Below are 20,376 nucleotides of genomic sequence, written 5' to 3' on the forward strand. Positions count from 1 at the left end.
CCACATATTCACGCTGACAAATTACTTTCATAACTATCAAGATACGCTGCAACAACAAAAACTCGTCAACAAATTCACAAGCAATCGCCGCCCGCGCATCTCTTCTTCTTATCAACAATGTAAAAGATCAACCGCCGAATAACTTCGACAAAAAAAACGCGCCGGACTTCCTGAAAACCAGAACCGTTCGACCGCGTCGTTGCCAAGCTTATATATTCCAGCTTGCAACCAAGTCAACAGAAAAATTCAAATAAAAAGCGGAAACTTCAATATACCCAATTTGCAGTTTACGTACAACAAAAAACGAATATTAAAACCGCAGAATTTTCTGCAGACCCCCACCGTGGCGGGAGGCGAAACATCTCCAAAAAAGGTGTTCCAGTCAAGCCCTGAAATTGATTTTTTTCTTTTTCCCCATTCGAGAGTGTTCTAAGGTCGCAGAAACCTTGGAAAATGACCATACAAGTGGAGATATAAATGGCGGCACCAAGAATTGGTATAGCACTCGGAAGTGGCGTCGCAAGAGGCTGGGCCCATATTGGAGTGCTTCGCCGCCTAGAAAAAGAAGGAATCAAACCTGACCTCATTTGCGGAACCTCAATCGGTGCGGTGGTAGGTGGACTGTATTTAGCAGGTGAACTTGAACAGTTGGAAGAATGGGCCAGAAGCCTGGGACGAATCAGCCTGTTCCGTTTTCTGGATCTTCGTTTACGAGGTGGCAGTCTGATTTCGGGGCGTAAACTTTTTCGACTTATTGACGATGCTATTGGTGATACACAAATCGAAGATCTCCCGATCCCCTTTGCCGCCATTACAACCGAACTTGGGACAGGTCACGAGATCTGGGTTCGAAAAGGGCACTTGGGAAGCGCCATCAACGCCTCTTATGCATTACCAGGACTGTTTGCGCCTGAACAGATAGATGGCCGCTGGCTAATTGACGGCGCTCTTACCAACCCGGTCCCAGTTTCAGTCTGCCGTGCTTTAGGAGCGAGACTGGTAATTGCTGTGAATTTGAACGCAGATGTCTTTGGAATGACAAATGTAGGTGAAAATGAAAGCTCTCTTGGTGCAGATGAATCTGACGAAGGGTTCCTCTCAGCAGTGTCACCGATAAACATCATGAAACATCGTTTCTTCGATAAAGAAGGAACCGAGCCAAGCATGTTTGGTGTGATGATGTCCGCGCTCAACATCGTTCAGGACCGCTTAAGTCGCTCTCGATTGGCTGGCGATCCCCCTGACGTTACAATCGCGCCAAGACTTGCCCATCGGGGTCTTTTGGAATTTGACAAAGCCGACGAGATGATCAGAGAAGGTGAACACGCTGTGGAAAGATCCCTTCCCTTTCTCCACCACGCACTGAAAGTGCTGTCCTAAGGTGGATTAGCCTGTCGCGATATAGTCCCGCATAGCAGCTGCTTCGGTTTCAATTTCATCGATGCGACTTTTCACAACATCACCGATTGAGATGAACCCACTTAGCACACCTTCATCCATAACAGGCAAATGTCGGATTCGACGTGTTGTCATAAGGGACATGACTTCATCGACTGTATCTGCAGGGGAACAGGTGATAACGTTTGATGTCATCAATTCTGATGCCTTTTTACCCAAACACCCAGACCCACTTTCAGCCAATCCACGAACAATATCTCGTTCAGAAATGACACCTTCAAGTGCTTGCCCCTCACCGACGACTAAGACCGCACCGATACCATGCTCTTTCAGCAAGGCCGCAACTGCAGAGATCTCATCATCCGCCTTAGCTGTAATAATGTTTCCACCTTTTCCCTTCAAGATACTCGCAACGTTCATTACCGGCCTCCTACCCATCGATGGAAGTAACACTTAATCAGAAATCCAGAATAGCACCATTATTCAGTTTTCTCAAATATATGAGTTTTGCAATGATGTTCAAAATCGAACTAGTCTTCTGCATCTTCCTCATCAGCGCGATCTTCAGGTGGACCAACGACGATGGTAACTTCTCCCTTTATCTTCTGGCCTTCTAAATCCTGAATGACGTCTTCAATTGTCCCCCTGTGTATTTTTTCAAACTTCTTAGTCAATTCTACACAGACGGCTACTTTCCGATTGCCTAGCACTTCTTGCGCGATCTTCAAGATTTTACAAACCCGAAAAGGAGATTCAAAGAAAGCAATGGCCCCGGGCGTTTCAGCATATGCAGCAAAGGCTTTGCGCTGACGACCTGGACGCCTTGGAAGAAACCCTAGAAAACTGAACGCTGGGATCGGTAACCCAGAAACCATCAAAGCCGTGATCACAGCACTCGGTCCCGGCAAAGCTTCAACTCGAAACCCATTCTCAATACACGCGGTCGCCGCCCGCTGTCCCGGATCACTAATTCCTGGCGCTCCTGCATCTGAAGTGAGCCCAACAGAGTATCCATCCCGTAAAAGCGAGAGGATGCGACCAACCGCTCGCTCTTCATTATGCGCATGACACGAAAAGATAATCTTCGGGCTATTCAACTCATACCGTTCAAAAATCTTCCGGGTATGTCGGGTATCTTCACAGGCAAGAGCGTCAACCCCTTGCAGTATCCTAACGGTTCGATAGGACAGATCTTCCAGATTTCCAATGGGCGTGGGGATTAAAAAGAGCGTAGGCTCGTCTGCAATATTCATATCTTCCATGCAGATGTGATACTCTTTTATGGGACAATGCTGCAACCAAAAGCGTGGGGGAACCTATTAATTGGATCAGAAAACCGGGATGACTAATGATATCAAAATTTCAAACATTGAAAATGATCGCTCAGAGGAGATCTTCCAACTCCATAAGCAGGAATTTCCAACCATTAGCGAAGCAAATTTGGTTCTCCAATTAGAAAACGATAAAGATGTCGTCCTTTCACTTGGCGCAACCAGGAACCATCAGTTAATCGGTCATCTCGTACTCTCACGCATGCGAGCTCCGTTTCCGGCTTTAGGGATGGCCCCAATTTCTATCGATAAAAACAACCGAAGGCAGGGAATTGCCAGCTTATTAATCCGTCACGCAATTAAATATTCACAAGCCCAAAACTGGAGTGGGATCTTTGTGCTGGGCGAGCCAAATTTCTATCAAAGATTTGGATTTTCAACGTCAGCAGCTAAAGACTTTATATGCCCTTTCAGCGGACCCTACTTTATGTATCTGCCTCTCACAGAACTTCCAAAAGGTTTGGAGCGAGCCAAAATCAACTATGCGAAAGCGTTTGATGGATTAGCTTAACTTTCTTTCACCAAAATAGCTTCTGCCGCTGCAATCAACTGAGACTTAAGCCAAGCATGTAGCTTGGAATTTTCGGCGCGGGCATGCCAATAAAGCTGCAAGTCCAATGAAGGAGCAGGGAAAGGAAGTGGGAATATTTTGCAATTGTAAAGAGCCGCCAACTTTGAAGGAGCTGCCAAAACCAGGTCTGTATTATCTAACATAGCAAACGCCGCTTGATGGTGTTGCAACCGAACCACCCGCTTTCGGATCTTCCCTAGCCTGCCAAGCCCAATATCCGCGACGCCGCCCCCTCTTCGCCGATAAGATACATGGATATGTTCACATGATAAGAAGTCATCAAGATCCAAAGACGTTTGGCTTGCCAGTGGATGATTATGAGATACAGCACAAACTTGATGATCCTGCATTAATGGAATTTGGTGAATATTTTCCTCTAGTGGCATTGGGATATCAATCGCAAAATCCACTTCATTGGCCGCAAGCTTCGTTGGAATACTGACACGTTCCAACTGAAAAACCTGAACCGACAAGTTTGGTGCCTCAGCTCTCAATCGCTTAACAAACTCTGGAACAATAATGGTTTCAGCGATATCACCAGCACTTAACCTGACTACTTTTTCTGCACGTATTGGGCTGAATTCCTGCTCTTCTCTTATTGAGCCCTGCATCAATTTCAAAGCACCTCGGATAGGCCCGATAAGCTCCTCGGCTCTAGCAGTGGGGTTCATCCTTTTATCAACATGAATAAAAAGAGGGTCATCGACCAGATCCCGAAGTCGCGCCAAAGCATTGCTGACGGCGGGCTGACTTTTATTTAATTGCTCTGCCGCTCGCGTGATGCTTCCGGTTTCATAAATCACCTGAAAGACTGGAAACAAGTTCAAATCGATTTTCTGTAAATCCATAATTATTCACTTTATCAATACTTATATATAACTAGTATAAATTTTATTTATGGATTTGACAGCAATATACTGCTCGCAATTTCAATTCCAAAAGAGGAACACGATGAGCAGTAAAGCTGAAGACCTAAAATTACGTGTAGAAGCCTTTATGAATGAACATGTTTATGCAGCTGAAGCTGCGTACCATGATCATGTTGAGAATTCCGGTGATCGGTGGAGCATCCCGCCAATTATGGAAGAGCTAAAAGAAAAAGCTAAATCCCAAGGCCTTTGGAATCTCTTTTTGGCTGAATTTGATGAGTATGGCTCAGGCCTCACCAATCGGGAATATGCGCCTCTCGCTGAACTTATGGGACGCTCACAGATTGGAGCCGAATGCTTTAACTGTAGCGCACCTGACACAGGAAATATGGAAGTGTTAGCGCGCTACGGTACGGAGGAACAAAAGGAAAAGTGGCTTATTCCACTTTTGAACGGTGAAATTCGCTCCGCCTTCGCAATGACCGAACCTGCTGTGGCTTCATCTGATGCTACCAATATTGAGTGCTCTATTGTTCGTGATGGTGACGAATATGTCATCAACGGTCGCAAATGGTGGATCAGTGGTGCGCCCGATCCGAGATGTAAAATCTTTATCCTCATGGGGAAAACAAATCCTGATGCAGCTAGGCATCAACAACAATCCCAAATCCTTGTTCCCAGAGACACACCTGGTGTTACCATTATTCGTCCAATGAAAGTTTTTGGCTCTGATGACGCGCCTCACGGGCATGCCGAAATAGACTTTAAAGATGTCCGCGTTCCTGTCAGTAATCTAATTGGGGAAGAAGGTGGCGGTTTTGCCATCGCTCAGGGAAGGTTAGGCCCTGGTCGAATTCATCATTGCATGCGACTGATTGGGTGTGCACAACGTGCGCTCGAACTCATGTGTCAGCGGGTTGAAAGCCGCGTCGCATTTGGCAAAAAGCTGAGTGAGCAAGGCTCAATTCGTGAAGATATTGCCAAATCTATATGCGAGATTGAGCAAGCCCGTCTCCTCACCTTCTCTGCAGCAGAGAAAATGGATCGCGGTACCTATAAAGATGCAAAAGACATCATCGCCATGATTAAAATCGTTGCTCCCACTATGGCTCAGACTGTCATTGATAGAGCCATGCAGGCTCACGGTGCAATGGGTCTTAGCCAAGACACATTTTTGGCAGAAGCGTTCGCTTACGCCCGTACCATTCGCTTTGCGGATGGACCTGATCAGGTTCACATGAACTCTCTTGGAAAACAGATCATTCAAAGATACGGTCAATAAGACCCTCTGTTCCAAAAACATGATCCGATAAAAGGGCTCTTCGGAGCCCTTTTTTATTCTGCACAATAACAATAAAAGAAAAAACCCTTGTCCTAGTGGACAAGGGTTTCCAGATCGTCAGGCCATTTTATTTTTATTTATGCCTAGGCCTTGGCATCTTATTATTTCAATCCGGAAACAGGTTCTGCTGATAATGCAGCACAGTTACGGATCTTTTTGGAAGATAAGGCATCGGACTGCTTGCCTCTGTCTTGCAACAAGACACCTTCCAAATCACTGACAGTTTCCTCTCAAAGAGAAATAGGAGACAGTTTTGACCAATCCCGAGTCTTTCCGCCCAGTTCGTTGATCTGGTTCCGATATTAACAATGTTTTTTCGAAATGACAAATTGTCATTTTTGACATTTCATCATTTTTTAACCCTTCAAGCAATTCAATTACCGAAACACTCTATTTTTCATACATTTAGTTACCCAAATCCAATTATAAATTTTCCAATAAATTCAAACCTGATTTTCTAACCATCTGGTCAATTTTTCTATATAAGAGGGATAAGAAATCTTATTTCACCACAATAAAGTGTATCTCAACATTCCAAAACTCAGCAAAACTGTACTTTTTCATTGATTCTATCATTCATGAATGTTTTTACTCTGATTTCTCGCCCTCCCCAACTTACATCTAACCGGCATAAACTTGCCGCGCGGCAAAATTGGCCTAGATAGATCAAGATAGTTTTTACCCACGTTACTTTAGTTACAGATCCGTCTGCATCGTTTCCGTCGATCGGTCAGAGATAGAGAATCCCACTCAAATCTTTGAGTTCAAAAGGTTTCACCTACTTCCGACAGCACAAACAAAGGAAAATGATGCAACCGGGCTACGATTGGCACGAAGACTGCAAAGAGTGTGGCATGTAATTTTATTCATGGAGGAAGAAGTGCTTCACACACCCCAACTCAACCAATCAGTACCAAATCGTTTTGAGCAGCGGGACTCCTATCGGGTTTCCAACCCAGTCCTTCAGGTAGAGATTGATGGAACATATTACACGACGGTAAACTGGTCTCTAAACGGTCTGCTCATTGACGGTTTGATCAAGGGTGTAGATCTAGATAGCGATGTGTCTGGAACTTTTGGTCCTAATCAATCACCAGAAATCTGTCGCTTCGCAGGCCGCATAGTCCGTATCGATCTAAAGAGCAAACAAATGGCAATCGAGTTGGATGGCTGCAGCAAAGAAGTGGCCGCCTTACTTCCGTTTTGGGTTCTCAAATACGGCACTAAGTAGATCAGCAGAGCTTGGCAACGGTGGCAGTTCGCCACCGTATACGTCAGGTCATAAGACTGTTAACCTTCTCAATCACAGTTTGGCGTCCTTGTGTCCAATTGCCCATCGCTAACATCTCAGACACGCCCTTTGAATTCGCACGAGCCTGCTCATTCACCAATGCCTTTTCCAGAAGTTTTGTAAACTTTGCTTTTTCTATCGTTTGCTTAATTGCTAGCGCCACGCCATGGCGAGCCATAAGGAAACTGTTTAACGCGGTTTCCGAATGATTGGGGAACGTGATTTGCGGCCGCCCTGTCATCAAACATGAGGTCGAGAGACCAGCGCCCCCTGAATGAATGACCAAGGAACTGTTGGGCAAGATCTTCGTGAGATCCCCAGGCCTATCAAGCATAGTGATCTTATCGCTTTGATACTTTTGACGCACAGCTGAGGCCGCATCTCGCAGATATACCGTTGCCTTAACATGAAGGGACTTTAGCGACTCCAGTATAAAGTTATCCCTACCAGCCTCATGGGCCATGTAGAGAAAAACTTGAGGTTCAGAGGGAAAGGCAGCAGGTTTTAGACATTCCTCTAACGGCCCGACTTGAGGCTGTTGCCGAAAACGGTCATAGGGATCTAATTGCGGGACCGTGCACACAAACTGGCCGTCAGCATCAAAAATTTCGGGCAAGACAGTCAACTGTTTGCATCCATTCTCTTTCAAGACAGAATTAAGGGAATCCATCAATGCTTTCTGAGAAACAATGGGTTTCCCTTTTGCGATTACTGCAGGAAATTCAGGAAGATGCGAAGGAGGAAGCGTGAATCCGTTTCCAATGTTTATAAGCGGATACCGGCCCCTGGCTGACATGCTCAGCGTTGGGCTATGATCAGCAATAATTACATCTGGTTTCACAAAATCTATAAGATCACACCAACCGCTTAGATAAGCAGCGAAAATCTCTCTGAAACCGAACCCTTGCCGCGCCATCACATCTGCATAAGATGGCGTTGCTAAATGCTTAATCTTTTCGGATGTCGGGTTACTCCAGAAGGGAGCTTGAACTACTTTATAGGGCCTATCCCCAATCGCTTTTTTGGATTGAACCAGGTTTCGAACAGCAAAAACGATCTCATGCCCTTGTCTTTCTAACTGATCGGCCAATCGCAACATCGGATATACATGGCCCAAATTTGCGCCAAACTCTGATCCAAACAGAACTAATCCCAAAATGCCCCCAAATTCTTGCCCAGTTAAGTCAAAGACTTTACCGAAGAGATTCAATCATTGATTATCGGGAAAAGCAAGAGACCTCCAAAGCCGAGAAAGTTATGTAATATGAAGAACCTGACTGAATTGGAAAGTCCAACCCTTCTGTTGGACCTGGAAAAAACAAAGCAAAATATCCAACGAATGCAACGGAAAATCGAGCCAATGGGAGTTTCGCTGCGGCCACATCTGAAAACCTGTAAATCTATGGATGTCGCTCGGCTCGTTGCTGAGCCCGGCGACGATACGCCTATTACTGTTTCAACAGTAACTGAGGCAGAGTATTTTTTCGACGGCGGATATCGAGATATTCTCTACGCCGTTTCAATTGTCCCCAATAAGTTACGACGACTTAAAGCCCTTCAGGATAAGGGGGCGAATATAGTTCTAATCACAAGTGATCTGGAAGGTGCAAAAACCACTGAGGCAGTTTGCCAAGAACTCCAATGCTCATTCCCTTGCCTCATTGAAATCGACTGTGATGGCAAGCGGGCGGGCCTCAAACCAACCGATCCAAAGATTATAGATCTGGCTCAGCTACTAACTCAAATGAAAGGCTTGTCCTTTGCAGGTGTGATGACCCACGGTGGTGGCTCTTACGCCGCAAAATCAATTGAAGAACTTAAAGACTTTGCTGAAATCGAGAGAAGCGCAGTTGTTACAGCAGCAACACAAATCCGTTCAGCCGGGATAGACTGCTCAATTGTCAGTATGGGATCCACCCCCTCTATTACTTTCGCCGAAAACCTGGAGGGAATAACAGAAGTCCGGGTTGGCGTGTTTGTGTTTCAAGACATGGTTATGGAAGCGCTAAATGTCTGCGAGGTGTCAGACATTGCTGTCAGCGTTCTTGCCACTGTGATCAGTCATAATAGATCAGAAAACAGGGTTTTGATCGATGCAGGAAGTCTTGCGTTATCTGCAGACCCCGGAAAACCAAACCGTCATGGGAATGTCCATTTTGGTTTGGTATGTGATGGAAAAACAGGTGTCCCGTTCCCGGATTTATTTGTGACCAGCTGCAATCAGGAGCATGGCCTTATTTCCTTGGACTTTACATCAGTATCATTTGACGATTTACCTATTGGGCATCAATTACGCATTCTTCCTAACCACGCCTGCATTACAGCAGCGGCCTATCCAGGCTATCATGTGCTAGGGTCTGACCAGAAAATTGTGGATTATTGGACAAGATGTAACGGATGGTAGTTTTCGCATCGCGACACTGAAGTGTCGTTTCTGGAGCGAAAGGCCCCAGCTCTTCGAGTTATATTCACTTGACTGCTTCCGAGGGGATGCATAGCCTGATGCAAAGTCAATAATTGACAACCTGCATATTTCTGGTGGGAGAGACCGGTTTGATCCGGCGCCGAAGGAGCAACCGCCCCGGAAACTCTCAGGCAAATGTACGGCCAGGAATTCAGGACTCTGGAGAGAGAGCTTTATGGGAATAAGCTCCACCGAAGAGGTACCCGGCTCGCCGGTAATCTTTCAGGTCCATGGACAGAGGGGGCATCTAAACCGAAGCACATATCGTGCTGCGAGCTGGAAGGGATGCCTTGATGACGAAGATTAAAAAAACTGGCCTTGGAAATGTAACACCCGTTGTACCAAGACAGTTCCGGGATCCAACACCGGTTCCAACCTCTCAGCTTGAAGTCAATATCAGTGTTACTGATCTTTACACAATAGGAATAGGTCCGTCATCTTCCCACACAGTCGGACCTATGCGCGCGGGCAGACGCTTCGCTGATCTATTAATTGCATCAAACCTGATAAACGATTGTTCGCGCATTATCGTTGAACTCTACGGCTCTCTCGCCTTAACCGGTCATGGCCATGGGACGGATATCGCCATTCTTCTTGGATTGAGTGGTGAAGCACCTTCAAAAATTGATCCTGAGAGCATTGATACCAAAATCAATGCAATTCGCACCAATCATCTGCTCCCTTTGGGTGGCCAGAAAGAAATTACCTTTTACGAAGCGGATCACCTTCTCTTCCTGAAAGATCAAATTCTGGAAGAACATTCAAATGGAATGCGCTTTTATGCCTATTCAGAGGCTGGCGAACTGCTCGCAGAGAAAGACTATTTCTCTGTAGGTGGCGGATATGTGGTCTCTCATGATGAAGGAGATAGATCCGAAACTCGCGGCCACAACATTCAACTCCCCCATCCGTTCACTTCAGCCGCTGAGCTTTTGAAAATCGGGAAAGAAAAAAATCTGACCATAGCAGAGATCATGAAAGAAAATGAAACCGCTTGGCGCAGTGAAGATGAGACAAACGAGTTTCTAGATCGTGTATCTTCGGCAATGATCAACTGCATTCAGAGAGGGTGCGACACTGAAGGCATTTTGCCTGGCGGGCTGGATGTCAAAAGGCGCGCATCGTCTCTTTACAAAGAGCTCATGGCAAACCCTGAACGGGCCTCACGAGATCCGCTAACTGTATTAGATTGGGTCAACCTCTATGCGTTAGCTGTGAACGAGGAAAACGCGGCCGGCGGCCGTGTTGTTACAGCACCAACCAATGGGGCGGCTGGCGTTATCCCCGCCGTGCTTAAATATTACCAACGATTTTGCCCCGGCGTCACAGAAGACGGTACCCGTAACTTCCTTTTAACTGCGGCTGCGATCGGCTCAATTTATAAAAAACGGGCCTCAATTTCTGCAGCTGAAGTTGGATGCCAGGGGGAAGTTGGTGTAGCCTGTTCCATGGCGGCAGGTGCATTGACGGCTGTACTTGGCGGCACCAATGAGCAGGTCGAGAATGCGGCTGAAATCGGCATGGAACATAACTTAGGTTTGACCTGTGATCCAATCGGTGGCCTGGTCCAGATACCGTGTATTGAAAGAAACACCATGGGCGCAATGAAAGCTATTAATGCTGCGCGCTTGGCACTAGCGGGGGATGGAACACATGTCGTGTCTCTTGATGAAGTGATCGAAACAATGCGGCAAACCGGAATAGACATGCTCAGCAAGTATAAAGAGACCTCTCAAGGTGGGCTCGCCGTAAACGTCGTGGAGTGCTAGCGTCTAATCTTTTTCGGCCGTAAGAATTTTTTGAACGAAATAGGGAAGCACGAAAGCAGCCTGATGAATTTCTGGACTGTAGTATCCCGTTTCTATATCCGCATCCAAAAATCTTTCCGCTAATTTACCGGTTTCGATTTTTCTAAGATCCTTATTATCCGTTGCCCAGCCAAAAGCAAGTGCGCCACCAACATAGCTGGGAATTGCGGCCATGTAGAAACTCACATCTGCAAACAGGGCACCCAACCGGTCATAGCTATTGCGAAGTTCCTCTCCTTGCACAAAAGGAACCCCATTTTGAGTCACAATCACACCACCATCAGTCAGGCAGGTTTTACAATCTGCATAAAACTCGGCTGAGTACAGAACTTCACCCGGACCGTGAGGGTCTGTGGAGTCAATAATGATCACGTCCCATTTCTGATCCGTATCCTTCACAAATTGGCAGCCATCCGCCACGATAATCTCAAGGCGGGGGTCATCAAAAGCACCATCACTGACCGTCGGCATGTATTTAGCTGATAGATCAATAACTGTTCGGTCAATATCAACTAGAGTAGCTTTAACGGTCTTATGCTTCAGCACTTGGCAAGCTGCACCGCCATCTCCACCACCGATGATGAGGACCCTTTCCACTTTCCCATGAGCAAGCATCGGGACATGGGCGAACATCTCATGATAAATAAACTCGTCATGCTCTGTCGTTTGAACAGCGCCATCCAAAGACATCACCCGGCCGAACCGATTATTTTCAAAAATCATGAGATCTTGGTGCTCAGTCTTTTCCCGATAAAGAATTTCTCCTACTTCGAGGGCCAGATTGACACCTGCGTGCAGGTCTTCGTCAAAAACTTCAATCATCCCACGACCCCTCTTTTCAGATCACTGATCTGAACTGATCCCGGATTGAAAGCGGCTTTTAGGATCGGAATACATTTATGAGGTTCAGCCTTACCGCACATAAAAATATCCAGTGCCATGTAACCCTGATCTGGCCAGCTGTGGAATGTGATATGGCTCTCAGCCAAGACCGCAACGCCCGACAAGCCATTAGGCTCGAAAGCATGAATGTGAAAATGCAGCAGCGTTGCATTAGCGGCACTGATACAATTTCGCAAAGTTTTTTCGATCAATGCAGAGTCATTAAGATGCTCAGCCTGCCATAGATCCACAATCAAATGAGTGCCGGCAAAAACCAGGCCATCCCGCTCGACAAAGTAGTCCGGCTTATCATCCCGGCTTACAGGCTGGGCAAGAGGGGTAAATTCTGTAATTTTGGACATCCTGACCTCGCCCCTGGCGTTATTGCTCAGTATAGATTTGTGGGCGCGTTATGACGAAAAACAACCTTAAACTCAAGGGAAAAAGTCATCTCATACGGAGCCGACCTTGACCGTCAGGTCCTTAGACCTCACATTAGAGTGGGGTGAGAGTAGAAAAAGGACACACAAGAATATGATCAAGGGACTACATCACAACGCCTATCGCTGTCGAAGCTCAGAGGAAACCCGAAAGTTCTACGAAGACTTCCTGGGTCTACCGCTCGTTCGGGCTTTCGAAATTAAAGAGAGTAAAACTGGCAGAGAAACAAAGGCATTGCACAGTTTTTATCAACTGGATGATGGGTCAGCACTTGCCTTTTTTGAAGTCCCACACAGTCCGTTCGAATTTAAAGATCAGCATGATTATGACCTGCATATCGCTCTGGAAGTCACAATGGATGACATGATGGCTATGTTTGAAAAAGGTAAAGCCGCCGGAATTGAAACCCGCGGAGTTGCCGATCATGGTTTTATCAAGTCAATTTATTTCCGTGATCCCAATGGCTACGTTATTGAGCTGACAGCCCCCGTGGAGCCACAACATTCAGAGGATAAAAAAGCTGAAGCCAAAGATGTGTTGGCTGCCTGGACAGCTGAACAAGCGGGATAAGACAATGCGTCTTATTTTGTGACGCGGTGAGTTGCCTTAGCGCCAAACGATCTTGCATCTAACGCTTCGGCAACTTCTGTCGCCATTTTCAGCGTCCTGACAATGACGGGCACCAAAATGGCCAACATATTGCGGTCGTTACCACGCACTTTTTGAGCTGCCCTCACCTCTTCAGTGATAGACGCCAGTAAGGGTATAAACCGGATTGCCAGCGTAATGGCCATACTCACTTTTTCAGGAGAGACCCATTTGCGAAATGGCCTTAAGACAGTTTCGATCGCTGCGACCAGGTCTGAGACCTTTGTCGTTACTGTGACAATTCCAGCCGCCAAAATTAGAACAGCAAATCTGAGAACAATGAAGGTCGCGACTTCCCACCCGATCATCAAAAACTGAATTGCAAAAATAAACGCCAACACCCAGATAGCTGGTTTCAACTGACGCCATACAATTTTCAGGGGGAGCTTGGCAGCAATTACCAGCAAAGCGATCACCCCGAGCAACCCGATCAGAACGTCAAGGCGCTCGACCTGGAATATCAGAGTTCCCAACACCACAAGAAAAACTAATTTTAATCCTGCAGGTAATTTATGGATGATCGAATTTGCGGGGTAAAAAAATCCTGTCATTGAGCGCAGAGCTCCTCGTAGGCTCCAAGAACCACCTCAGGGGGCCCATCTGCGTAAATGCCGCCTTCATGAATACAGATTACCCGATCAAAACTTTCCAACAGCTCAAGATCGTGAGTTACCATAATCACTCGCTGAGAAAGTTCTTGCACATGTTCCATGAGACGTTTCTTATTTCTCAAATCCAGGAGCGTCGTGGGCTCATCCAGCACAAGATAATTTGGCCTCATGACCAACACACCCAAAAGGGCAATCATCTGTTTTTCGCCGCCACTTAACTGATGGGTTAGCCGGTCAGCTAGATGCTCAAGCTTATAGTCCCTCAAAGTCTGATCTATTAAACTTTGGGCTTCAGTTTTGGAAAGGCCAATATTCTTCAAGCCAAAAGCCAAATCTTCCCGAACGATTGGATACACAATCTGATTGTCTGGATTTTGAAAGACAAAACCTACTCTGGCTCGGGCTCGATTTCCCTGCTGCCTTGTATCAAATCCATCAACAGAAACAGTGCCCAAGGAAGGAAGTTGTAAGCCATTTAGTAAACGGGCGAAGGTACTCTTGCCGGATCCATTGAGGCCGATAATCCCGATCCGCTGCTCCTGCAAATCAGTTGTTATTGAGTGCAAAATGTCCCGTCCATCTAGCGAGACATTTACATTCTCAAGTTTAATCATAGATCTGAATTACCTATCGGGCTTTAGGCAACTTTAGTAATCAACGGATAGGATTTTTTGGTCACCAGGATAATAGCTGTAGCTAGACCCGCTTTAATCAAATCACCCGGGATAAAGACCATGGATCCTTTTAAGACATCAAGCATTGGAACCTGAGCTGAAATTGACCACCAGGGCACGCCAAAACCGTAGAGCACAATGATGCCACCTATCACTGAAGCAAAAGCCACATGAACCATATTCAAGTTTTGCCAGAACCGTTCGACAATGATTCCAACAACAAATGATGCAGCAATAAACCCAATAACGAAACCACCGCTCGCACCAGCGAATACGGCTAGTCCGCCACGACCACCGGATAGAAGGGGTAATCCAACCGCAACCAACACGACAAATAACAGCATAGAAAGGCCGCCTCGCTTCGCCCCTAGGATACCACCAGCCAACATTGGACCCAATGACTGAGCAGTAATGGGAACACCAAATGCAGAAGCGGGAACAGGTGGGACAACACCGAGTGCCGCCATTAGCGCAGCAAAAAGTGCGATATAAACAATATCTTTGGTTGTCATTGAAACGACGCCTTTATTCTTTTGCGGTAAATTACCGGGGGTATAAATAAAATATGGCCGGTTTTAAACGCCCATTCCCCGGAATGTCCAGCTTGTTTTCGGTTTTTTTGTGACGGCTGAAGTTCAAGAAGCTAGGACCGCTTGGCAATCTCTTCCAACATAACCTCCGTCGCCCCGCCACCAATAGACTGAACCCGGGCATCCCTCACCATACGTTCAATAGCAGCTTCCCGCATATAGCCAAATCCACCATGAAACTGCTGGCAATCATACATAACCTTGTTTACCAACTCTCCGCAATAAGCTTTAACCATGGAAACTTCTTTAACGCACTCTATCCCTTGAGCATCCATCCATGCTGCATGATAAAGGAGCTGCTGCCCCGCCGCGACCTCAGCCTGACGCATCGATAATCGCTGACGAATTGCTTCCTTATCCCACAACGTTTTACCGAAGGCTTTGCGGTCTTTCACATATTGCAAAGTTATTTCCAACGCCTTTTGACATTCACCCAAGGCTTGAGCTCCCAAGACTGTCCGCTCATTCTGGAAATTTTGCATGATCGCATAAAAGCCCCGATTAACTTCCCCAAGGATATTATCCTTGTGAATGCGGACATTATCGAATACTAGCTCCGCTGTGTCAGAAGATCGCCATCCCATCTTGTTCAGAGACCTCCCGACAGTGAACCCCTCGGTTCCTTTTTCAATGATGAAAATTGTAATCCCGCGCGATCCTTTTGCCTGCAGGTCTGTTTTTGCTGCGACAAAATAAAGATCTGCGTGAACGCCGTTTGTGATAAACATCTTGGTTCCGTTTAGAACCCAATAATCTCCATCTTGCGTCGCCCTGGTTTTGATACCAGCTACATCTGAGCCCGCATCAGGTTCTGTCACCGCAACAGCTGTCACAATGTTTCCCGCAATAATATCGGGCATATATTTAGCCTTTTGGTCTTCAGTACCTGCATTCGCCAGATGGGGAGAAGCCATGTCCGTATGAACAAGGGCTGTTATTGCAAAGCCACCATAAGAAGACTTTCCAAGCTCTTCCGCGTAAATCGCACTCGCCAAGACATCAAGGCCTGCTCCCCCATATTCAGGGTCATACTGAATACCAAGAAACCCAAGTTCCCCCATCTTCTTAATGACAGATCTCGGTGTTACCCCATCGACTTCCCATTGATCGCCATAAGGTAAAACCTCTTCAGTCACAAATCGTCGCACTTGATCCCGAAGCATTAAGTGTTCTTCACTGAAATACGCACCTTTTGTCATTTTTTTATATCCTTATTAGTCTTCGACCGGCTTTATGGAAACCAACAGCTTCCCTTTTTCCGGCGTATCTCCCTGTTGAATTGAGACGGTATCGACAGTGCCCGATACCGGTGCAGTAAGTTTCTGCATTAGCTTCATGGCCTCCAGGACAACCAGTGTCTGTCCTGCCTCTACTTGATCGCCAGCTGTCGCCAGCACATCAATGATCAACCCAGGCATGGGAGCTATGATCTGGTTTCCGCCTGCAAGCACATCTTCTTTCTGGCCAAGGAAGTGGCTTTCCATACTTTCAAATTGAAACCCAAAAGACTTGTCTCTCAACCGCAATTGTAGAAAATTGTCCTTCGCCTCAAACTCCAACGTTTTTCGGTTTTGATCACTTTCCACAACGAGAAAGTTTGGTGCAGACTTTAAAATTGAGCCTTCTAAGACTTGCACCCCGTTAAGCTCGATAGAAAATTCATTATTGACACTTTCAATCCGATAGCAGGTCGCTGCTCCACTTTTTCCTTTCAAGTAATAATATGACGCGCCACCAACACCTATTCTGTCTGTCAAACGCCAGCTTCCCAGATTTTTCCAGACTTCCGGAGCCTCAGTCTGTTTTTGGGATATGTGAAAACAAAGTGCGGCTAAACTTGAAACAGCTGGATCCAGCTCCGCCAATTCCCAACCTTTCGGAAAGAGCTCCACTATTGTTTTGGTTTGGTGACTTCCAGCTTCAAATGGAGCGGACCTAACCAACTCCTGTAAAAACTCAAGATTGGTTACCACCCCGCCAATTTCGTACTCATTTAAGCTACGGCTAAGTTTCCGCAATGCTGCCTGCCTTGTCTCCCCACATGCAATCAACTTCGCCAGCATACTGTCAAAATGATGCGTGACTTCACTGCCCTTTTGAACACCACTATCAACCCGAACACCTTCTCCGATGGGTTCTCTGTAGTGTTCGATGATACCAGTTTGAGGCAGGTATTCTTCTGCTGGATTTTCTGCAGCAAGACGCGCCTCTATCGCCCATCCGGAGACAGAAATATCTGATTGTTGAAAGGTCAGTCGCTCACCTGCAGCAACCCGAATTTGCCATTCAACGAGATCAATACCGGTAACCTTCTCAGTCACTGGATGCTCAACCTGAAGCCGGGTATTCATTTCCAGGAAATAAAAATCTTCCTTTTGACAGTCGTAAATAAATTCAATTGTTCCCGCATTGTGATACGAAACAGCCTGGGCCAATTTCACGGCTGCTTCATACATTGCTTCCCGTATATGAGTTGGAAGATTAGGCGCAGGAGCCTCCTCAATTACTTTTTGATTGTTTCGCTGCAAAGAACAGTCTCTCTCATGCAGATGCACCACATTTCCGTGTTGATCGCCAAGGACCTGCACCTCAATGTGGCGAGCTGTTTCCACATACCGCTCCAACAAAATAGAATGATCCCCAAATGCAGCTTGAGCTTCTTGCTGAGCAATGGCGAGTTCTAGATCCAACTCTTTAAGGTTTTGAACAAGGCGCATTCCCCGCCCACCTCCACCAGCGCTCGCCTTGATCATTAAGGGAAAACCGATTTCTTGTGCTGCTAGGTATAGGCTTTCCTCAGATTGGTCATCCGACTGATACCCCGGCACAACAGGGACACCAACCTCCTCAGCTTTGTTTTTTGCTGCTATTTTTGAGCCCATCAGTTGAATAACTGTAGATTTCGGACCAATGAAGACAAGGCCTGCCTCTTTAACAGCGGCCGCAAAGGCGGCATTCTCAGATAAAAATCCATAACCCGGATGAATAGCTTCAGCACCACTTAACTTTGCAACTTCAATAATTTTCTTGATGTTCAAATAAGTTGAGGTAGCGTCCCCTTCCCCCAATGCATAAGCCAAATCAGCACTTTCCACGAAAAGTGAATTTCGATCTGCATGAGAGTATACGGCAACACTCTCAATCTCCAGCTTTTGGCATGCTTTTATGATCCGACAAGCGATCTCACCCCGATTGGCGATTAGGATACGATTAAACATGAAACGACTCCTACATTCGATAAACAGGTGAGAATTGATCAATTTTTGGGGTGCTACAGACGATATCAAGACACAAGCCAAAAACTGTTCGTGTTTGATCCGGAGCAATTATTCCATCATCCCAAAGCCTGGAGGTCGCATAGTATGGATCACTCTGCTCGCCATATTGCTGGCGAACAGCCTGCTCAATCGAGTCTAGTTCCTCTTGAGATGCAGCGGCACTACCGTGTTTTCCCCGCCGAAGTTCCAACATGACATTAGCTGCAATATCTGCAGACATGGTGGCTACCTCTGCTGTAGGCCATGCAAATAAGAAATCCGGACGAAAACCACGGCCGCACATGCCATAATTTCCAGCTCCATAAGATCCGCCAACAATTAATGACAGCCTTGGAACTCTGGCGACAGACATAGCGTAAACCATCTTGGCCGAATTCTTGGCAATGCCCCCCTGCTCCGCCTCAGTGCCCACCATAAAACCTGTGATATTGTGCAGAAATACCAAAGGAATATTCCTCTGATCGCAAAGCTGAATAAACTGCGCCCCTTTCAGCGAGCTTTCTGAAAACAGCGCGCCATTATTTCCAAGCAGTCCCACGGGCATGCCAAAAATTTCCGCAAACCCACACACAAGACTACTTCCCCAGTCTGGCTTAAACTCCTGGATATCACTGCCATCAACGAGCCGGATCATAATCTCCCTTATGTCATAAGGGATTTTACGATCATGGCTGACAATTCCCGTCAGCTCTTGCTCACTAAATTTAGGTTCCAGAAAATCGCTTTTCCGATATCCACTTTTTCGTTTCATGTTCAATTTGGAAACAATATCGCGAAGCTTAGCCAGCCCATCTTCTTCTGTCGAAGCGAGATGATCACTTACCCCAGATACTTCTGTATGCATGCGGGCACCCCCGAGGGTTTCACCGTCCACTTCCTCATTAATCGCAACCTTCACAATAGAAGGACCACCCAAATGAATTCGGGCATTTCCCTCCACCATAATCACTTGATCAGAAAGAGCCGGAATATAGGCGCCGCCTGCAGTGCATCCCCCGAAAACAATTGAGATTTGCGGTATTCCTTTTGATGACAACTGACATTGTCTAAAGAAGGTATTCCCAAAATGATCTCGATCGGGAAAAACCCGGTCTTGTTCGGGAAGGTATGCGCCACCACAATCCACAAGATAAAGACACGGCAAACAGTGTTTTTCAGCTATTTCCTGCGCGCGAATATGCTTTTTGACTGTCTCAGCAAAGAAGGAGCCTCCCTTAACAGTCGCGTCGTTCGCAATTAGCATACAAGGCGTTCCGCTCACCCATCCAATTCCAGTTACAATACCTGCTGATGAGAGGTCGCCGCCATATTGCGCCCATGCTGCAAGTGGTGAGAGCTCTAGAAAAGCTGTACCTGGATCTACAAGCCGGTCGATCCGATCACGAACAAGAAGTTTCCCCCGAGCACGATGTCGTTCCTTCAAACTCTCCCGTCCGCTGGATGTTGCCTTTTGCATCCGCTCCTTCCAGATATCGAGCAACCCATCAAAATGTTTCTGATTTTCCTTAAACTGATCCGATCCAGGATCAATGGCACTTTGCATCACAACCATATTAGTTTCTCATTATTCCGTTCAGCAGAATCTGGCTGTAACCTTCAGCCAGGTTATCTATGTCTCCCTGTTCAGGATCAAACCATTCCAAAGTCGCATTTAGCGATCCGATTAGAGCTAATCTGAAAAGCTTTGGATTCACCTCAGGCCTGAGTGCATTATTGACTGCAACTTGCTTTAAAAGCTGGTCCCATAATCCCTCGTAATCACGACGAACTTTTAGCGCCTGGTTTTGAATTTCATCAGGAACTTGGCCATATATACGGACATTGGCGGAGGTATAGTCGGAATGAGATAACAATGCCTCCAGATGTGCTTTTATACAGCTTTTCATCAGCTCCTCAGGCGTCTTAAGTTCTTTACCTGTTTGGAAAGCTTCTTCGACAGCTAAATGAACTTTTTTAATCCCTTGGTCCAACACCTCCAGAACGATGTCATCCTTACTATTGAAATGATAATAAACGCTGCCAGCCTTCATATCTGCAGCATCAGCAATTCCCCGAAGAGAAACAGCGGCATACCCTTTTTCTCGAAACAAACGGGCCGCTTGATCAAGAATTCGGGAGCGTGTCTTTTGCGCGATCGACAATTTCTCTTCCGACAAAGATCTAACCTCCATTTTTCTA

At 46.4% G+C, this 20,376-nt stretch carries 20 protein-coding genes and 1 riboswitch; of the genes, 7 read left to right on the forward strand and 13 right to left on the reverse strand.

What is annotated here, in order from left to right; all coding sequences use genetic code 11:
• Positions 1-477 precede the first annotated feature (477 nt).
• The gene (locus tag HH301_RS15695) at positions 478-1,380 is read left to right on the forward strand and encodes a patatin-like phospholipase family protein (RefSeq protein WP_169569989.1); all 903 of its coding nucleotides are present in this window, start codon (positions 478-480) and stop codon (positions 1,378-1,380) included.
• Between the two features lie 6 nt (positions 1,381-1,386).
• Here HH301_RS15695 and HH301_RS15700 read toward each other — a convergent pair whose 3' ends face one another.
• Both HH301_RS15700 and rsmI read right to left on the reverse strand, forming a co-directional pair.
• Positions 1,387-1,818 (reverse strand): CBS domain-containing protein, encoded by a 432-nt coding sequence (locus tag HH301_RS15700; protein WP_169569990.1) that lies wholly within the window; start codon positions 1,816-1,818, stop codon positions 1,387-1,389.
• A gap of 110 nt (positions 1,819-1,928) precedes the next feature.
• The gene (gene rsmI, locus HH301_RS15705) at positions 1,929-2,660 is read right to left on the reverse strand and encodes a 16S rRNA (cytidine(1402)-2'-O)-methyltransferase (protein WP_169569991.1); all 732 of its coding nucleotides are present in this window, start codon (positions 2,658-2,660) and stop codon (positions 1,929-1,931) included.
• Positions 2,661-2,739: 79 nt separating this feature from the next.
• Between rsmI and HH301_RS15710 the strand changes: the two genes are divergently transcribed.
• Entirely contained in the window at positions 2,740-3,240 is a 501-nt protein-coding gene (locus tag HH301_RS15710; protein ID WP_169569992.1) for a GNAT family N-acetyltransferase, read from the forward strand.
• On the opposite strand, the gene HH301_RS15715 is transcribed toward HH301_RS15710, so the two are convergent.
• Positions 3,237-4,148: a LysR family transcriptional regulator gene (locus HH301_RS15715; protein WP_169569993.1), complete on the reverse strand. Its 912-nt coding sequence runs from the start codon at positions 4,146-4,148 to the stop codon at positions 3,237-3,239. The genes HH301_RS15710 and HH301_RS15715 overlap by 4 nt on opposite strands.
• 103 nt (positions 4,149-4,251) lie before the next feature.
• Between HH301_RS15715 and HH301_RS15720 the strand changes: the two genes are divergently transcribed.
• Both HH301_RS15720 and HH301_RS15725 read left to right on the forward strand, forming a co-directional pair.
• Positions 4,252-5,451, forward strand: a complete 1,200-nt coding sequence (locus tag HH301_RS15720) for an acyl-CoA dehydrogenase family protein (protein ID WP_169569994.1) — start codon at positions 4,252-4,254, stop codon at positions 5,449-5,451.
• Positions 5,452-6,391: 940 nt separating this feature from the next.
• Positions 6,392-6,742: a hypothetical protein gene (locus HH301_RS15725; protein ID WP_169569995.1), complete on the forward strand. Its 351-nt coding sequence runs from the start codon at positions 6,392-6,394 to the stop codon at positions 6,740-6,742.
• A gap of 43 nt (positions 6,743-6,785) precedes the next feature.
• Here the strand turns inward: HH301_RS15725 and HH301_RS15730 are convergent, their stop codons facing one another.
• The gene (locus HH301_RS15730; RefSeq protein WP_169569996.1) at positions 6,786-7,958 is read right to left on the reverse strand and encodes a glycosyltransferase; all 1,173 of its coding nucleotides are present in this window, start codon (positions 7,956-7,958) and stop codon (positions 6,786-6,788) included.
• 108 nt (positions 7,959-8,066) lie between these two features.
• On the opposite strand from HH301_RS15730, the gene HH301_RS15735 reads away from it, so the two are divergent.
• Both HH301_RS15735 and HH301_RS15740 read left to right on the forward strand, forming a co-directional pair.
• Positions 8,067-9,206, forward strand: coding sequence for an alanine racemase (locus HH301_RS15735; protein WP_169569997.1), 1,140 nt, complete (start codon positions 8,067-8,069; stop codon positions 9,204-9,206).
• Between the two features lie 125 nt (positions 9,207-9,331).
• Positions 9,332-9,419: riboswitch (glycine riboswitch) on the forward strand.
• A 140-nt stretch (positions 9,420-9,559) separates the two neighbouring features.
• Complete coding sequence (locus HH301_RS15740) at positions 9,560-11,035, forward strand: L-serine ammonia-lyase (protein WP_169569998.1); 1,476 nt, start codon at positions 9,560-9,562, stop codon at positions 11,033-11,035.
• A 3-nt stretch (positions 11,036-11,038) separates the two neighbouring features.
• Here the strand turns inward: HH301_RS15740 and speE are convergent, their stop codons facing one another.
• Complete coding sequence (gene speE / locus HH301_RS15745) at positions 11,039-11,896, reverse strand: polyamine aminopropyltransferase (protein WP_169569999.1); 858 nt, start codon at positions 11,894-11,896, stop codon at positions 11,039-11,041.
• Positions 11,893-12,318, reverse strand: coding sequence for an adenosylmethionine decarboxylase (speD, locus tag HH301_RS15750; protein ID WP_169570000.1), 426 nt, complete (start codon positions 12,316-12,318; stop codon positions 11,893-11,895). Before speD ends, speE begins: the two co-directional genes overlap by 4 nt.
• A 172-nt stretch (positions 12,319-12,490) precedes the next feature.
• Here speD and HH301_RS15755 point away from each other — a divergent pair, with 172 nt between their 5' ends.
• On the forward strand, positions 12,491-12,967 hold the full coding sequence (locus HH301_RS15755) for a VOC family protein (protein WP_169570001.1): 477 nt from the start codon (positions 12,491-12,493) through the stop codon (positions 12,965-12,967).
• An 11-nt stretch (positions 12,968-12,978) separates the two neighbouring features.
• Here HH301_RS15755 and HH301_RS15760 read toward each other — a convergent pair whose 3' ends face one another.
• The 7 genes from HH301_RS15760 to HH301_RS15790 form a co-directional block, all read right to left on the reverse strand.
• Positions 12,979-13,596, reverse strand: a complete 618-nt coding sequence (locus tag HH301_RS15760) for an energy-coupling factor transporter transmembrane component T family protein (protein ID WP_169570002.1) — start codon at positions 13,594-13,596, stop codon at positions 12,979-12,981.
• Complete coding sequence (locus HH301_RS15765) at positions 13,593-14,270, reverse strand: energy-coupling factor ABC transporter ATP-binding protein (RefSeq protein WP_169570003.1); 678 nt, start codon at positions 14,268-14,270, stop codon at positions 13,593-13,595. The genes HH301_RS15760 and HH301_RS15765 overlap by 4 nt, the downstream gene beginning before the upstream one ends.
• A gap of 23 nt (positions 14,271-14,293) precedes the next feature.
• Positions 14,294-14,842, reverse strand: a complete 549-nt coding sequence (locus HH301_RS15770; protein ID WP_169570004.1) for a biotin transporter BioY — start codon at positions 14,840-14,842, stop codon at positions 14,294-14,296.
• A 131-nt stretch (positions 14,843-14,973) separates the two neighbouring features.
• Positions 14,974-16,119: an acyl-CoA dehydrogenase family protein gene (locus HH301_RS15775; RefSeq protein WP_169570005.1), complete on the reverse strand. Its 1,146-nt coding sequence runs from the start codon at positions 16,117-16,119 to the stop codon at positions 14,974-14,976.
• A gap of 15 nt (positions 16,120-16,134) precedes the next feature.
• Entirely contained in the window at positions 16,135-18,138 is a 2,004-nt protein-coding gene (locus tag HH301_RS15780; RefSeq protein ID WP_169570006.1) for an acetyl-CoA carboxylase biotin carboxylase subunit, read from the reverse strand.
• 10 nt (positions 18,139-18,148) lie between these two features.
• Complete coding sequence (locus HH301_RS15785) at positions 18,149-19,750, reverse strand: acyl-CoA carboxylase subunit beta (RefSeq protein ID WP_169570007.1); 1,602 nt, start codon at positions 19,748-19,750, stop codon at positions 18,149-18,151.
• Position 19,751: 1 nt separating this feature from the next.
• A complete protein-coding gene (locus HH301_RS15790; RefSeq protein WP_206378379.1) occupies positions 19,752-20,354 on the reverse strand; it encodes a TetR/AcrR family transcriptional regulator in 603 nt (200 codons plus the stop codon).
• Positions 20,355-20,376: the final 22 nt, after the last annotated feature.

Origin of the sequence: Sneathiella limimaris (genome assembly GCF_012932565.1) — a bacterium.
GTDB classification, from domain to species: Bacteria; Pseudomonadota; Alphaproteobacteria; order Sneathiellales; family Sneathiellaceae; genus Sneathiella; species Sneathiella limimaris.